General features: G+C 55.0%; 16 protein-coding genes. All 16 read right to left on the reverse strand.

Annotated elements, in window-relative coordinates; translation table 11 throughout:
• Positions 1 to 3 precede the first annotated feature (3 nt).
• Positions 4 to 564, reverse strand: coding sequence for a type IV pilin protein (locus tag ABA45_RS13965; protein ID WP_319803522.1), 561 nt, complete (start codon positions 562 to 564; stop codon positions 4 to 6).
• Positions 540 to 1,583: a beta strand repeat-containing protein gene (locus tag ABA45_RS13970; protein WP_048387073.1), complete on the reverse strand. Its 1,044-nt coding sequence runs from the start codon at positions 1,581 to 1,583 to the stop codon at positions 540 to 542. The genes ABA45_RS13965 and ABA45_RS13970 overlap by 25 nt, the downstream gene beginning before the upstream one ends.
• 212 nt (positions 1,584 to 1,795) lie before the next feature.
• On the reverse strand, positions 1,796 to 2,470 hold the full coding sequence (locus ABA45_RS13975) for a pilus assembly PilX family protein (protein ID WP_048389101.1): 675 nt from the start codon (positions 2,468 to 2,470) through the stop codon (positions 1,796 to 1,798).
• A 74-nt stretch (positions 2,471 to 2,544) separates the two neighbouring features.
• The gene (locus ABA45_RS13980) at positions 2,545 to 3,675 is read right to left on the reverse strand and encodes a PilW family protein (protein WP_406564637.1); all 1,131 of its coding nucleotides are present in this window, start codon (positions 3,673 to 3,675) and stop codon (positions 2,545 to 2,547) included.
• Positions 3,648 to 4,205 carry a type IV pilus modification protein PilV gene (pilV, locus tag ABA45_RS13985; RefSeq protein WP_048389104.1) on the reverse strand — a complete coding sequence of 186 codons (558 nt, stop codon included), beginning with the start codon at positions 4,203 to 4,205 and terminating at the stop codon, positions 3,648 to 3,650. Before pilV ends, ABA45_RS13980 begins: the two co-directional genes overlap by 28 nt.
• A gap of 29 nt (positions 4,206 to 4,234) precedes the next feature.
• Positions 4,235 to 4,810: a GspH/FimT family pseudopilin gene (locus ABA45_RS13990; protein WP_084708353.1), complete on the reverse strand. Its 576-nt coding sequence runs from the start codon at positions 4,808 to 4,810 to the stop codon at positions 4,235 to 4,237.
• A 145-nt stretch (positions 4,811 to 4,955) separates the two neighbouring features.
• Positions 4,956 to 5,054 carry a hypothetical protein gene (locus ABA45_RS19460; RefSeq protein WP_406564665.1) on the reverse strand — a complete coding sequence of 33 codons (99 nt, stop codon included), beginning with the start codon at positions 5,052 to 5,054 and terminating at the stop codon, positions 4,956 to 4,958.
• 256 nt (positions 5,055 to 5,310) lie between these two features.
• The gene (locus ABA45_RS13995) at positions 5,311 to 6,039 is read right to left on the reverse strand and encodes an amino acid ABC transporter ATP-binding protein (RefSeq protein ID WP_048387077.1); all 729 of its coding nucleotides are present in this window, start codon (positions 6,037 to 6,039) and stop codon (positions 5,311 to 5,313) included.
• Positions 6,026 to 6,676, reverse strand: coding sequence for an amino acid ABC transporter permease (locus ABA45_RS14000; RefSeq protein ID WP_048387079.1), 651 nt, complete (start codon positions 6,674 to 6,676; stop codon positions 6,026 to 6,028). Before ABA45_RS14000 ends, ABA45_RS13995 begins: the two co-directional genes overlap by 14 nt.
• On the reverse strand, positions 6,673 to 7,359 hold the full coding sequence (locus ABA45_RS14005; RefSeq protein ID WP_048387081.1) for an amino acid ABC transporter permease: 687 nt from the start codon (positions 7,357 to 7,359) through the stop codon (positions 6,673 to 6,675). Before ABA45_RS14005 ends, ABA45_RS14000 begins: the two co-directional genes overlap by 4 nt.
• 54 nt (positions 7,360 to 7,413) lie before the next feature.
• Positions 7,414 to 8,241: a transporter substrate-binding domain-containing protein gene (locus ABA45_RS14010; RefSeq protein WP_048387083.1), complete on the reverse strand. Its 828-nt coding sequence runs from the start codon at positions 8,239 to 8,241 to the stop codon at positions 7,414 to 7,416.
• A gap of 39 nt (positions 8,242 to 8,280) precedes the next feature.
• Positions 8,281 to 9,057 (reverse strand): FadR/GntR family transcriptional regulator, encoded by a 777-nt coding sequence (locus tag ABA45_RS14015; RefSeq protein WP_319803523.1) that lies wholly within the window; start codon positions 9,055 to 9,057, stop codon positions 8,281 to 8,283.
• A gap of 295 nt (positions 9,058 to 9,352) precedes the next feature.
• Entirely contained in the window at positions 9,353 to 9,685 is a 333-nt protein-coding gene (locus ABA45_RS19465; RefSeq protein WP_264753020.1) for a gamma-glutamyltransferase family protein, read from the reverse strand.
• Positions 9,686 to 9,996: 311 nt separating this feature from the next.
• Positions 9,997 to 11,235: an amidohydrolase family protein gene (locus ABA45_RS14030; RefSeq protein WP_048387089.1), complete on the reverse strand. Its 1,239-nt coding sequence runs from the start codon at positions 11,233 to 11,235 to the stop codon at positions 9,997 to 9,999.
• The gene (locus ABA45_RS19810) at positions 11,232 to 13,739 is read right to left on the reverse strand and encodes a branched-chain amino acid ABC transporter ATP-binding protein/permease (protein ID WP_048387091.1); all 2,508 of its coding nucleotides are present in this window, start codon (positions 13,737 to 13,739) and stop codon (positions 11,232 to 11,234) included. Before ABA45_RS19810 ends, ABA45_RS14030 begins: the two co-directional genes overlap by 4 nt.
• Entirely contained in the window at positions 13,736 to 14,605 is an 870-nt protein-coding gene (locus tag ABA45_RS14040; protein WP_048387093.1) for a branched-chain amino acid ABC transporter permease, read from the reverse strand. The genes ABA45_RS19810 and ABA45_RS14040 overlap by 4 nt, the downstream gene beginning before the upstream one ends.
• Between the last annotated feature and the right edge of the window lie 30 nt (positions 14,606 to 14,635).

Consider the following 14,635-nt stretch of genomic DNA (forward strand, 5'->3'; position numbering starts at 1 on the left):
GGCTTATTTCCAGCAAGTGTTGCGCAGGGATGCGTCGCCGGCTGAACCGCCAACTAAAACACCGCGCACGCCAGTTGAGGTCAGGGTAAAGGTTCCACACGAATCGGCACCCATCGATCCGCCGGTAACCGGAGCCATTCTGAGTTCATAACCGAAGGCAGTCAGCGTTGCCGTTGGAATCGAAAGCTGATAAATCGCGCTTCCGTCTGCAGGCGACTGCTTTAGGCTATCTGGAATTTGATCGATCACATCGTTGCCGGCGCGATCTTTTTTAAAACTGTCATTGGCCGCATAAAAACGCTGCATGAACTGGGCAACCTGCAACAACTGGGTTCGGGCGTCCGCCCGTTTTGCGCGCGCTATATACTGGGTATAAGACGGCAGCGCTATGCTGGCTAAAATTGCGACAATTACCACCGTGATCATGAGCTCGATCAAAGTAAACCCGGCACTAAACCGACGCGTTGAGCGTTTAACCGAGTGGAAATTAAAGCGCATAAAACGTACTCCTGATTCAATGTGGGAGGATGTATTTCCTGCTACCGCATCAAAATTTGACGCCACTGGCGCGATATTATTCTTGGCGGTGATAATACTGTTTCTGGCGGTAGTATGTCGGGGTCAATACTTTCGCAGTTTGCGTCCATTCTCTCGCCGACGGTTGCACCAGCCCCGATTGTTCGAGCGCCCGCTTTGTGGACAGTGACCCCGCCTGTGACGTTAGCCAAAGCGCCGATAGTAATAGCACCTGCTGTGGCGGTTTCAACATTGCCGCCAACGTTTGCACCAGTCCCGATAGTGATAGCGCCGGAGTTGCCGGTGCAGGTACTAAAGGCAATATCTGCGCCAGCCTCAACTGTAATAGCTCCATCGTTGGCGCTAACGTTGCCGGCAACTTTTGCGTCAACCCCAACGGTAATTGCACCGGTGTTCGTGGTTACCGAGCCAGCGACCTCGCTACCGCTATTGATGGTGATAGCGCCAGCACCAATCTCGCTGCCTTCGTAGGTGGTAGCGACATCGCCCATAGCTATCACGTGAACCCCTATGGTGACAGCACCCGCCAGACTAGAGAGGATCGAACCATTGACCGTGCTTCTATCGCCGACGTTGATAGCACCCGATAAGGTGGTAAGGTCACCGCCTACAACGCTGTCAGCACCGATTGTTATAACGCCTGCCAAACTGGATTTGATCGAACCTGTGACCGTGCTTCTATCGCCGACGTTGATGGCACCCGACAGGGTGTTGAGATCACCGACGACAACGCTGTCAGCGCCGATGTTGATGACGCCTGCGGTGGTTGTGGTCAGGTCACCTTCAACTTGGCTGTTAGCGCCAATGGTGATAGTCCCAGTTGTGGCGTTGTTGCCAATAATGTTTCCTTTAAGAATTGTGCTGGCGCCCAACTCGGTAATCCCGGTAACCGTAATAGTCAGGTCGGTGGAGTCTCCTGCGGCATTGATTTGGGTGAAGTTGCCGGTTGTGAAATCACCGCTGACAGTGATGGCGGTTGGCCCTGTGATGGTGATGGTGTCTCCGGCGGCAAGCGTTAGTGGACTGCAGGTGTAAACATCACTCACAGGTCCTGTACAGACGGCTGGAATATTGTCTGTTGGTATATTGTTAGTGAAAGAGTAATTTGCCGCTTGAGCCGGTAGCCAAACCAATAACAACAGTAGTGCCAACGACTGCCGTGACCACGGTCTCCAGTTATTGGACCTTTTAACGGTCGATAAGGAAGTGCACAAGAGCTTAATCATGGGGATTTCATCCTGTGTTTTAATATGTGAATTTACTCATCATCTTCGTAATAGCGTATTTTAATCTGAGATTGCAGCCAGACTTCACTGCCAACGGGACGGCCGGCATCATTTTCCACTTCAGGACCAAACCCGCGGGCAGTGATCCGAAACAAGGAATCCGGATCTATCTTGTATTTTGCTGGTACAGTTGGCACCGCCGGCACAGCTGGCACAGCCGATGAGGTACCCCCAGGGCCAGCCGGTATAGCCGGTACCGCCGGTATAGCGGGTACCGCCTCCACTACAATCCTCGCTATAATCATGCGCTCGACCATGCACTCGGGTGCTCGCTTGTAGGTGGCAGCCATGCCAGCTTGGTTGACCATGCTCAGGGGAAGCGAATAAGCCTTAGATGAGGTGCCATCCCACATTGTCGTATTTTGCCAATCCGGCGGTTTAGCCTCGAATAAAATATTATCGTAAGTGAATGTGGTTGCGTAGTCGTCGGTGCCGCCAGCGTCAACTTTCAATATCTGCAAAACAGAGCGCTCGCAATGCTGTAAAGCAATCTCCGCGGCTTGAGTGGCCAGTTCAGTGGTGCGTACATTGCCAGATACACTGATTGTGGTGGTGGCGTTGCGGATACTAATGGCGGCAAGCATCGAGATGACGACCAGCATAATCAGTGCAATGATCAGTACGACGCCATGCTGAGACTTCGCCAACCGGGAGTGCGCCAACCGGGAGTGCGGCGAGATTTTTCCCGGCGTTGGGCTGGGTACAGATTGGATGGACACTTTCATAGCGAGGTGTGGGCAGTAATTTCTAGCCAATTTCGCAACATAACGGTGGTGGAGTAAGCGCGCCTTAACCGAAGGTCGTCTGGGGGCGAAGTTTCCAGGGTGCCAGCACAGTTGAAGTAACGCGCTGAGGCCGAGTCTGATACCACGGCATTCTCGCTGCGCAGCAGAAGACAAATACGGACTGTGACGACTTTTCTCCAGCGTTCCTGTGCGGAAAAAGCCGTTAAGTCGGGATGAACGAGGAGTTCATCGGCGCGCATATAGCCGGCCACAGTTCGCGTTTGATTGTCGGGAATCTCTACCCCATAGGTGATCTGCATGTCCTCAATGTTCTCGACTAAAGGTTGAGCTTTACTGTCGATGCCATTACCTTGGCAATACAGGCTGGGAACAGACGGCGGTGTGGCAGTGGCAGAGGATGTATCAATATAAAACCGATTGTCTGCCATGAAATAGAACACATCTTTAGGCACGGAAGAGAAAACGCCTAAACCTGGGCCAACTGGAATTCCGGGAATTTCGGCCTTAATCTTATTCAACGCATACCCAAGGCAATCGGTCGGAGGCGGTGCGCTGGCGATGGCAGGCACAGTATTGAATTCATCGGCTTGGTAACTAAGGGCAATGGAGTCTGGTTCAGCGATGACGGCAGCCGTTGCGACGCAGTCGAGCTCATCGAGACTGGTTGCCGCAGTGACGTTGCTGAACGCTCCGTCGCAGCCACGAATGCTGTAATTGGAGAGTTCAAGCGCTGGAGTAACTAATGCGTCGACAAACTCAGGCGATACATCACCAGAATAGGTCAAACCAGAAGATGTCGGCTTCGTGTAGATAGGGTCTTTTACACTGGTGTCGAGCCGATCAGTCTGATCGGGGTTGTTGCCCGCCATCCGTAACTGCTGGGTCAGAATGGTCAGTGCTGCCTGGGCATCTTCGTACATGCGCCCCTGGGCTTCGGCCATTCTTGCAGCTCCCGCTGTGCCCACGTACGCGGACAAAGCCGCAGCTACAATGATCAATCCAAGGGCCAGAGAAATCATCAGTTCGATCAACGAGAAACCCTGAAGGCAGCGCCATTCCGATAAGCGGCGATGGGGTGTCAAAGTGTAAATCTCACATACAAGCAACGCGGGTTGGGGTCGGTACTCGCGACGCCGGTGGGGCAATTGTCAGAGGATGATGGACTGAGTGCATCAAACGAGTCGGGTTCCTGCCACATAACCCACAGGTTGCCGATGCCGTTACTGCAATCGCCGGCGTCGCACGATACGACAATACCGCCGGCAGGCAGTTCGCGACGTGCTGCGACTTGCATCTCATAGACGTCCCGAATGAGCATGGTGTCGACATTGCAATCAGGGTAGTTACAGAGTGAGAGCGACGGCGCAGATATGTCTGCTTGTGTACCGTCGTAACTGCTGGGTTTCTCACTGTAAGGAAAGAGACTGACAGGACTGGCCGGATTGGCTGGATTAGCCCTCATACGTTCGACATAGTTGGATGCCAGGTTAACGGCGGTTGCACGGTAGCCCGCTAATTTTGGCATCTGTACGGCGAAAGTCATCGTCGCAATAAGAGGCAGCACCCCAAACGATAGAAGCAGCGTAGCAACCATGACCTCAATCAAAAAAGCGCCGCTTTGAGGGTGATGATTCATAGTCGGCATCTTCTTCACAGTTATTGGGGCTAGCCGCATGAGCTGATGCTCCCGTCGCCTGCAATTCGGGCGCGACCGCTAAGGCTGACACACACCACGCGTTGCACTGTTTTGGCAAACATACCATCGCCGCCAAATGGCATTGTTGCCACCCCGGTTAAGCTGCGCAGGCGTCCGGTCGCCGTAAAGCTAAATGTGGTGTAGGATGAGCTGTCGGGTAAGGTGCCCAGAATGGAATTTATCGCGATGATGGGTGCCTGCACGCGCAAGAGTGGATCGTTTGTGTTTTTGTTCCCGTCATTGCTCAAGTCCTGAAAAATAATCCAGCCACTGACCCAGCCATTTCCACCAGGGCCGAAGCCGCTACCACAAGCAGGAGCGGCCGCTTCAGGGGCGTCGCTACGACACAGCACAACACCTCCGCCGCGCCGAATGCCTTCACTGCGCGCATAGCGCATGTCGGACAGAAATGTATTCACATTGCTGTATATCGTGACTTTCTGGATCATCCACTGGAACGATGGCACTGCAAACATGATGAGGATGGCGACAATAACGATCACCAACATTAATTCGAGTAGAGTAAATCCACGAGATCTGCACATGACGCAGGAGGTTACAGATAGGGAACATTCTCCGTCAAGACAGCCTTCCCTGTTTAAGCGCACTTAGACAGACTTAATCGTCCGCAATTGACCTGCCACAATTTTTTAACGCCCACTTCAGCTCCACGTTCAGTGGCAACAGTGCCTACAGCTTTTTCAGCATGTCTGCTTCGGCGATTCGCGCCAGCACATATTGGATATAAACCGAGGATTCCAGGCTGTCTGTTTTCGCGGTTTCGATCAGGGAATAACACGTTGTTGATCTGTAGGCCGCCTCGTTCGCAGTAACCTACCGGGATGGGCAAATCATCATTGGTTTCAGCATGCATCTCACGCTGATTTCCGCGAGGCGGACTGAAGCGATTGCAACGAAAGGGCAAGGCAGAGGCAAAACGCACGACCTCACCCCGGCGTTTCTCTTGTCCCCGGCGATTCTCTGTTTTGCTAAATCAACATCAGCCGCCTACGAGAAAATGGGCCCCAGTCTATTGGCTTGCTCATCAGGCGATGGACTGAATAAAGGCTGACAGCTCAGGTGTTTGTGGATTATTAAAGAGATCTTTGGGATCGCCAGACTCATGCACCCTGCCGTGATGCATGAAGATGACCTTGTCACTGACATCCCGAGCAAATCGCATTTCATGGGTCACAATAATCAGTGTTATACCCTCATCTGCCAGTTGGCGAACCACCGTCAAGACCTCGTTCACAAGCTCAGGATCCAGCGCAGACGTAATCTCGTCACACAACAATACCTTTGGCGACATTGCCAGTGCCCGGGCTATTGCTACGCGCTGCTGTTGACCCCCGGACAGCTGATCCGGATAGACATCAAACTTTTCAAGCAGCCCTACTTTTTCCATAGCCTTCAGCGCCATCTCCCGAGCTTCAGCTTCATCAATACCCTTGACTACCTTGAGTGCCAACATTACGTTCTGGCCGGCTTTAAGATGAGGAAAGAGATTGAACTGCTGAAAGACCATTCCTACCTTCAGGCGCAATTCACGAAGACTCTTCGTGCTTGACACGAGCTCATGGCCATCGACGTGAATAGTACCGCCATCGATCCCTTCCAGGCCGTTAATTGTCCGCAGCAATGTACTTTTGCCAGAACCACTGCGACCAATAATAGTAACAACTTCGCCCTCCTGAACCTCCAGGGTAACCCCCTTCAGAACATGAAGATCGTCAAAGTATTTATGAATTTCATTGATATTAACGAGTGACACGAGCGCCTCCTTCCAAACGACGAGCAAACAGAGACAGTGGCCAGCATAGGGCGAAATACCCCAGCGCCACCAAGCCGAAGACAGTGAATGGATCGAAAGTCGCGTTTGCGATCATAGTCCCGGTCTTGGTGAGCTCTGCGAAACCAATGATTGACGCCACTGACGTGCCTTTCACCACCTGTACGGAGAAACCTACCGTGGGCGGGATTGCGATACGAAAGGCTTGGGGCAAAATAACGTAGCGCATCTGCTCCCAGTAACTGAATGCCAGACTGTCCGTAGCTTCCCATTGGCCCTCCGGAATCGATTGAACACAGCCGCGCCAGATCTCCGCTAGAAACGCGCTGGTAAAAAGTGTCAGTCCCAGGGCAGCGGCAAGCAATGGCGAGATATCCAGACCCATCAGCGAGATCCCAAAGAACAGCATGAACAACTGCATGAGCAGCGGTGTTCCCTGAAACAGCTCAATATAGACTTTCGCAAAGGTTCGCAGAGTTACGCTGCCGGACATCCGGGCGAACAGGATAAGAAGCCCCATAGTGCCACCGAGCACGAATGCCAGCAGCGACAAGCCGAGCGTCCACTGTAAACCGCCCCAAAGCCCGCGCAACATATCGAATAGGGTAAAGTCCGTCATGCAGCACCTCTCCCGGTCTGTGGACGACCAACAATAATGTACCGACCCACTAAGTTAAATATCTGACGAATCCCCAGCGCCATCAGAAAATAAACAGCGGTTGTCACTGCGTAAGTTTCAAAGGCTCGAAAATTGCGCGACTGGATAAAGTTTGCCGCAGAGGTCAACTCCTCTGTTGCAATCTGCGAGCAAACAGCCGAGCCAAGCATAACGATAATCACTTGACTGCTCAGCGCTGGCCAAACCCTCTGTAGTGCAGGACGTAACACGATATGGCGAAAGATTTGGAAACGATTGAACGCCAGCGACTCGCCGGCCTCAATCTGACCCTGCATCGTAGACTGAATGCCGGCGCGAATGATTTCCGTGGAGTACGCTCCCAGGTTGATCACCATCGCCAATACCGCCGCTTCCCAACTGCTTATGCGAATACCCAGAGAAGGCAGGCCAAAAAAGATGAAGAAAAGCTGAACCAGAAATGGCGTATTCCTGATTACCTCCACATAGACGGCGGCAATCCAGTTAAAGGGTTTTATCGCCCATGCCCGGCAAACGGCACAAACAATACCAAGAGAAATGCCGAACACACTGCCAACTGCCGTCAGAGCAAGAGTGAATCCCGCCCCTTTTAACAGTAAGTCTGCATATTGAAAGATGGCGGCAAAATCAAAATCGTAAGCCATACTTATTCGCACCACGCTTTGGCTGAAGCCCGGCGCGAAGCCGGGCCGCAGGTTTTACTGGAAGTCCGCCGGCAGCGGTGCGTTCAACCAGCGTTTGGAGATCTCGTTAAGGCGACCGTCCTGCCTGGCCTTCTTGATAATCTCGTTTACTGTTGCGATCAGAGCCGTATCGCCCTTCGCCACACCGACAAAGCAAGGCGAGTTTTTGATCAGAAATTTTACTTCCAGTCCACGGCCGGACGTTTGCTCGGCAACGGCAGCGGCAACCACGTTGCCGGTCGCAATCAGGTCGGTTTGTCCAGAGAGGAAGGCTGAGATGGTGCCATTATTGTCTTCAAAACGCTTTAGCGTAGCGCCTTCCGGAGCAATTTTTGTAAGTTCCAGGTCCTCGATAGAACCGCGGGTAACGGCGATCATTTTACCATCCAGGTCATCGGCATTTTTTACATCCGAAGACTCAGGACCGAATACCCCGTTAAAAAACGGAGCGTACGGATCAGTGAAATCAATCACCTTGGCACGATCAGGGTTCTTTCCAAGGCTCGAAATAACCAGATCAACCTTACCGGTCGTTAGAAACGGGATCCGATTCGCACTAGTAACCGGTACGAGTTCCACATTGACTCCCAGCTCCTCGCCAATCAGGTTGGCCATGTCGATGTCATAGCCTCTGGGAGCCATATCCGAACCGATACTGCCAAATGGCGGGAAATCTTGAGGCACAGCAACTTTCAGTACACCATCTTTTTTGATGTCAGATAACGTTGTCGCCTGCACTGAGGCGACGCTAGCGAACACTGCAAATACAGCAAACACGGCTGCAAAAAGAGGCTTGAAGAATGATTGACTTCGTTTTTCCGAAAGAACTTTCATCATTTGCATGATCGATTTCTCCTTATTTACGTTTAGGTTGCTCATTAATTAGGGTTGTTCAAAGCGAATGCCGATTCGATCTGCGGCTAAAAGAAGATGCTTCTGGATGGCTGAACGGGCGAGATCAGAATCCCCGTCAGCGATTGCCTTGATGATGGCGCCGTGCTCGTCAAAGGTTTCCCAAATTCGCCGGGTATTGGCGAATGGCAGGCGCAGACTGTAACCGACCTTGATTTGGCTCTGCTGTACCACCTCCAAAAGCGACGGATTTCCAGAAAGCATCGCCAAGCGCTTGTGAAACTCAAGGTCCCATTCCGCTGCACCAACAAGATCCAGCTTTTGAAGCGCATTGCCCAAACCATCCTGGGTTTCCTGCAGCTGGTCGACACTGTTAGCACGTTTTGCCGCCAACGAAGCTGCCGCAGGCTCAAAGATGTAACGCAGTTGAAAGATAGATTCCGGGCTCACTCCCGCCGGTCCTTTTGGAACGTTGCTGCCGTCGTTCGTTGATCTTTGGGTTACATACACTCCCCGGCCGGGATGAGCATGCACCAGCCCAAGTGCCTCAAGCATTGAGATGGCTTCTCTAAGAGAGGTTCGACTGATACCCAGATCTATCGCCAGACTTCGCTGTGGTGGTAACCTCGCGCCTTGCAAGTATTCACCACTAACAATTCTTCGCTGTAAGGCCTGCGCGGCCGCATTTGCAAGGGTTGGCATCATGCTCACAGTGTTAAGGAATCTGGAACTGCTCTGAGTAACTGGTATGACCGGTATGAACAGTTGCAAACGAAAGCAATTGGGATGCCAACCCGTCAAAATCATCCTATCTCATTGATTTTAAGCAATAGCTGCGATCTGGCGCGGTCAGTTTTATTGGTTAACCACTGGGCAACACGCACAGAACGGACGCAGCAGCACCAATTTAGAGCATAGGTTTACAGCGCTTGACCATCGCGTGGGAGCGTTGGCGTCAAGGTGACATCGCTAGAGAGGTTTGATTGTTGCTGAACGGAGACCCAGCAGGCCTGCGAGTATGGCGCCGATAATGCCTGAGGCGGAGCGGACTGTGATCGTTTCCGCGGTGCTTTCTTGTAACGGTATATTGAAAAAGGAGCTGTTACTGACCCTGCGCAGTTCCATCGCCCCGCGGGTCATGCATGGCTTCTCGACGGCCGTCGGGGTGCACCGCGATGGCGTCGGCCAGGCCGGTGAACGGGATCAGCTGCGTGGCCAGCACCATTTGGGTCTCGGGCTGACCATCACCACCCTGAGTGCCGACTGCCAAAAGGTTGCCTTGCTTATTACAACAAAAGGCGCCGAGATCTGGCAGTTCCTGAATCAGCTCATGGCGCTGTTGTTGCCAGAACGCCTGGTTGGCCGAAACGCCATAGCCATCCCGAGCCAGGGCGATGGCCGGCTCTAGCAGGTCCGGCCAGGTAAGGGTGGACACCCAACGATCGCGGCTCCAATCACGGGCCAGAAACCATCCGCGCAGCGCGCCAGCGTTGGTGGCTCCCGAAGCAGGCCCATCAGGGTATCCACCCGCTTGCCGTTACTGAGCAGCCACAGGACATCGCCACCGGTACCGAACATTTGGAGGCAAACCACAGACAGCACCGCGGCCTTAGCCCTGGGGTCGTAGGTGCAGATCACGCCCTTGTTCGACTCGGCTTTCATGCGGTGAGCTACCTGTAGTTGCTAGAATGCGATCGATGGATAGCGTTTATGCACGGCATTATGGCCCGCTTCCGGGCCGGAAGGTCAGCCGTGACGTGTCGGTGCGAGGAGCTGCGCTGGCTTGCGCTCAAAACTCTGACGACCACCTTTGAACGCCATCAGTGGCTGCGCCAGACTGGCGATTACCGCCGCCGGTGATTCGGCGTCCAGTACAATAAAATCGGCGTTACAACCTGGCGTCAAACCATAGTTCTGCAGCCGAATCAGCTTCGCCGATTCCTCCGAAATCCATGATAGGCAGCGCGTCAGCCCCGCCGGCGTACCCAAATGACATACATTAGCCAACAGGTTGGCTTGGCGGATCAGCGAGACATCGCCAAACGGCGTGAAGGGATTGCCGACGTTATTGGTAGACAATGAACAGGTCACACCATAGTCATGGAGCCTTGCCAGCGGCGCAACGCCCCGAGGCACATTGTGGGTAGCCTCCCGACCGTTAAGGAACAGGTCGGTAGACGGTAACGCGGTCACCTGAACTCCAGCGTCTGCCAGAGCCAGAGCGATTTCCCGAAACGGGTCTGGCGCTAATGCCGACAGCTTGGTGGCATGGCCGATCGTAACCCGGTGCTGCCAGCCATAGGCGCGGGTGCACCGGATTACCTCCGGTATGGTCATGCCTTCGGGGTTGAGGTCGAAATCCAGGTGCAGATCTAGATCACAGTTGTAACGCTCCGCCAATTCGAACAATCGCCGAATCTGACCGGCAGGATCGTCGTCCATGTAAGGGCAGCCGCCAAGGACTGTGGCGCCATTTTCCAGCGCTTCGCACAATAGCTCTTCAGTACCGGGATTATTGAGCAGGCCTTCCTGGGGAAATACACAAATTTCCAGGCTGACACCCCAGGCATAGTCCTGTTGCAGGCGGCGGATAGCGCGGAAGCCGGTCAGGCCGATGCCGGGGTCCAGTTCCACATGGGTGCGCATATGCGTGGTGCCCTGAGTGATGGCTTGTTCCAGGATGCGAGCGCCTCGCTGGTAGACATCCGCCTCAGTGAACTCCGCCTTGGCGGCGCTGGTACTGGCCACAGCTTCCTTCAAGGTACCTTCCTTCAGCTTGCAGCGGTCCATGATGCAGGCCTTGTCGAGGTGAATATGGGTCTCAATGAGTCCTGGCAAAACCAGATTGCCCCCCAAATCGATCTCGGTTAAAGGTGACGCATCGTCGGCAAAAGTCTCGATGAATCTGCCATGTTCCACCCGTAATTCAGTCATCCGATTCGGTTGATTCGGAAGTCTCAGGTTCTTGAATAATATTGAGTTCATGTAACATTCCCTCCCAGATAAGCGGCTTCCAGTTCCGGATCGTTGAGGAGAGCTTCGGCATCGCCAGAGTGAACCACACGCCCTGTTTCCAATACATAAGCCCGGTCTGCCACCTGCAGGGCAAGATTGGCCATCTGATCCACCAACAGCAGAGTGACGCCCTCATCCCGCAGGGCGGCCAGAGCGTCATAAAGCTCGGCCACCATGGCCGGCGCCAACCCCAGAGACGGTTCGTCCAACAGCAGGATCGAAGGTTTTGCCATTAGCCCACGACCGATAGCAACCATTTGCTGTTCACCCCCTGAAAGCAGCCCAGCGGGGCTATTAATGCGGTCCTGCAATCGAGGAAAGCGTGCCAGGATGTCATTCACGTCTTGGTCCAGATGAGCGCGATCGGTGCGGGTGTAGGCACCCATCAGCAGGTTGTCCCGCACACTCAGCTCCGGAAACACCTGGCGGCCCTCAGGCACCAGGGCCAGACCTCTGCCTGCAATCTGGCTGGCGTCCAGGGTTTCAATATTTTCGTTGTTGAGCACCACTGAGCCATAAGAAGCGGAGTGCAGTCCCGCAATGGCCTGAAGAATGCTGGATTTACCGGCGCCATTAGCCCCAAGAATAGCAATCAGCTCGCCTGGATTTACCATCAGGTTCACCCCCTCGACCACCGGGGCGGCACCGTAGTCAATGACCAGATCTTTGACGAACAAAGTGGCGTCCCGACTGCCATCCCAAAGTTTGGAGCGAGGCGGTGCCTGGTAATCGGTGCTCCCGAGGTAAGCCCTTACCACCTCAGGGTTGGAACGAACCTCTTCGGGCTCCCCCCAGGCGATTGGGCGTCCGGCATCCAGCACCAGGATGCGGTCCGAAACTGACATCACCATGGTCATGTCATGCTCCACTAGAATCACCGCAATACCATAGCCCGCGATGGTCCGAAGCAGTCCGGCGACCTGGTCAGTATCGACTCGGCTCAGGCCGGCGGCTGGTTCGTCCAGCAACAACACCCTTGGCCGCAGTGCAAGAGCCCGGGCGATTTCCACCAGGCGACGATCGACATGAGGTAGGGCTTCGGCCAGGGTATGCACCGAGCCGCGGTAGCCAACCAAAGCCAGCAGATCCATGGCAACGCCCACTTGTTGGGGGTTTGGCTTGCGCCAACAATCCCCCAGGCGGCCACGTTGCATACCTGCCAGCAGGTTCTCAAGCACAGTGAGTCCGACAAACAACTGGGTGGTCTGGTAAGTTCGGGCAATGCCAGCCCGGGCGATTTTCCAAGCAGGCAAGCCTGCCAGATCACCGTCGAGGTCGATCCGGCCGCTGTCCGGTGCGTAAAAACCGCTGACCAGGTTCAGTACCGTAGTCTTGCCGGCACCGTTGGGCCCGATGATGCTGGTGACGGTGCCCGGTGCGGCATTGAAACTGACCCGCTCGGCCGCCTGTACGCCGCCGAACCGGATGCCGATGTCCTTCACTCGCAAGCCGCCAGGGGCGCCCGCATCGCAGGTCAGAAAACTCGCCAGCCGGGTAGCGTCCGGCTGATGCCGGGGCACCAGTCGCTCCGGTTTCGAAAACCGGGCCTGAAGCACGCCGAGCACGCCGGTTGGTGCAATCCATAGCACCCCGAGCAGAACGCCGGCGAACAGCAGCAGTCGCATTTCCGCCATGCTTGACAGCAATTCCGGCACCAGCACGATGAGAACGGCCCCCAGCAAAGGCCCGAACACGGTTCCGGCACCGCCAACAATGACCGCCAGTACAAAGAGAATGGACTGGGTAAATGGAAAGGAATCCGGGTTAATAAACATCATCAACGGCGACAGCAGCGACCCCGCCAGCCCCGCGAAAAGCGCCGAAAGGGCAAAGGCCAGAGTCTTGGTCTGCACTGGATTAAAGCCCAGCGAACGGGCCGCGATCTCGGTGGCCTTGACGGCGCGGATCGCCCGCCCACAACTGCTGCCGGCCAGGCGGTGAAAAAACATCAGCGAGGCGACCATCAGTGCCACCGCAATCAAGGCCAGCCCGGTACTGGCCGGCAGGCTACCCGTATCCGGCATCGGTACTCCGGCCAAACCGTTGGCACCGCCGGTAAGGGATCGCCACTCAATCAGGCCATGATGCACGATAAAGCCGAAGGCGATGGTCACCATGGCAAGGTAGGGACCGCTGACACGCACCGCCGGTATTGCCAGCAAGGCGCCGACACCTGCGGTGACGATGGCAGCACTGGCCATACCCAATACCAGCGGGACCCCTGCCATGGTCATCAGTGCCGAGATATAGGCGCCAATGGCGTAGAAAGCAACATGGCCGAATGATATCTGGCCACTGAGACCAATCAGAATATTGAGACCGCTACACACCACCGTTGTCAGGGCGATCAGGGTCATAACCAGCAGGCCATAACCACCCAGGGTAAAGGACAGCACCGCACCCGTCAGTGCCAGCAAACCCAGCAGGATCGGTACCAGCCATCGATGCGAGGTCAAGGCATTCGGGGACATCATACTTTCACCAGCGCTTTGGAACCGAACAGACCGTTGGGGCGTATCGCCAAGGCAACGATTACAAGGCTGAAAGTCAGGAGCTGAGAGAGCGTGGAGCCCAGGTAGACAATAATCAACGCTTCCGCAAGACCGAACAGAAGGCCAGCGAACACCACGCCCTTGAGACTGTTTATGCCGCCGAGGATCGCTACGGCGAAGGCCTTGAGACCGAACAGCATGCCCATTTCCGAATGTACGCTCACAAGGGGCGCGATCAGAAGTCCGGCGATGCCGGCAAACACGGTTGAGACAGCAAAGGAAATTGCCACCACACGGGTTACGTGGATGCCCATCATCCGCGCCGCCGTAGGGTTCTGGACCGTGGCACCCAGAACCTTGCCCAAGCGGGTGTATCGCCGAACCAGCACCAGCACCAGCACGATTGCCGCCACCACGGCGGGAATGATCAGCTGCATCAGGCCGATACCCGTGCCAAACAGTTCCAGGCGATGGTCGACACCTTCCAGTAGGAACCGGCGGGGCTCATTGCCAAAGGTGAACATCACCAGGTTGTCTACCAACAGGCCCCCGGCCACCGTGGCCAGCAGCCAGGCTTCCGAGCCCCGGCTGTGGAACGGGCGCACCAGGAAGCGCTCGATCGCCAGGCCATAGAGCGCGCAAACGACCAGGGTCAGAAACGCGGCCACCAACCAGGGCAAGCCCAGGGTGATACAAAAAGTGTAGCCCAGCACGGCACCTACCATCATCGCGCTACCCTGAGCGAAATTGACCGTCTGGGAAACAATGAAGGTTATGTGAAACCCCAGTGCCAGCAGAGCATACATGCTGCCCATGCCCAGCCCACTGATGATACTGGCGGTGATCATGACGTGGTGTCCTCCTGCCGCCCGGACCCG

The sequence above is a fragment of the Marinobacter psychrophilus genome (genome assembly GCF_001043175.1).
GTDB classification, from domain to species: domain Bacteria; phylum Pseudomonadota; class Gammaproteobacteria; order Pseudomonadales; family Oleiphilaceae; genus Marinobacter; species Marinobacter psychrophilus.

Coding starts and splice junctions, on each gene's coding strand:
- ABA45_RS14015 (WP_319803523.1), bottom strand. CDS start 9,057: ATGATTTTGACGGGTTGGCATCCCAATTGCTTTCGTTTGCAACTGTTC.
- ABA45_RS14000 (WP_048387079.1), bottom strand. CDS start 6,676: ATGACGGACTTTACCCTATTCGATATGTTGCGCGGGCTTTGGGGCGGT.
- ABA45_RS13990 (WP_084708353.1), bottom strand. CDS start 4,810: ATGTGCAGATCTCGTGGATTTACTCTACTCGAATTAATGTTGGTGATC.
- ABA45_RS14010 (WP_048387083.1), bottom strand. CDS start 8,241: ATGCAAATGATGAAAGTTCTTTCGGAAAAACGAAGTCAATCATTCTTC.
- ABA45_RS14030 (WP_048387089.1), bottom strand. CDS start 11,235: ATGAACTCAATATTATTCAAGAACCTGAGACTTCCGAATCAACCGAAT.
- ABA45_RS14040 (WP_048387093.1), bottom strand. CDS start 14,605: ATGATCACCGCCAGTATCATCAGTGGGCTGGGCATGGGCAGCATGTAT.
- ABA45_RS19810 (WP_048387091.1), bottom strand. CDS start 13,739: ATGATGTCCCCGAATGCCTTGACCTCGCATCGATGGCTGGTACCGATC.
- pilV (WP_048389104.1), bottom strand. CDS start 4,205: ATGAATCATCACCCTCAAAGCGGCGCTTTTTTGATTGAGGTCATGGTT.
- ABA45_RS14005 (WP_048387081.1), bottom strand. CDS start 7,359: ATGGCTTACGATTTTGATTTTGCCGCCATCTTTCAATATGCAGACTTA.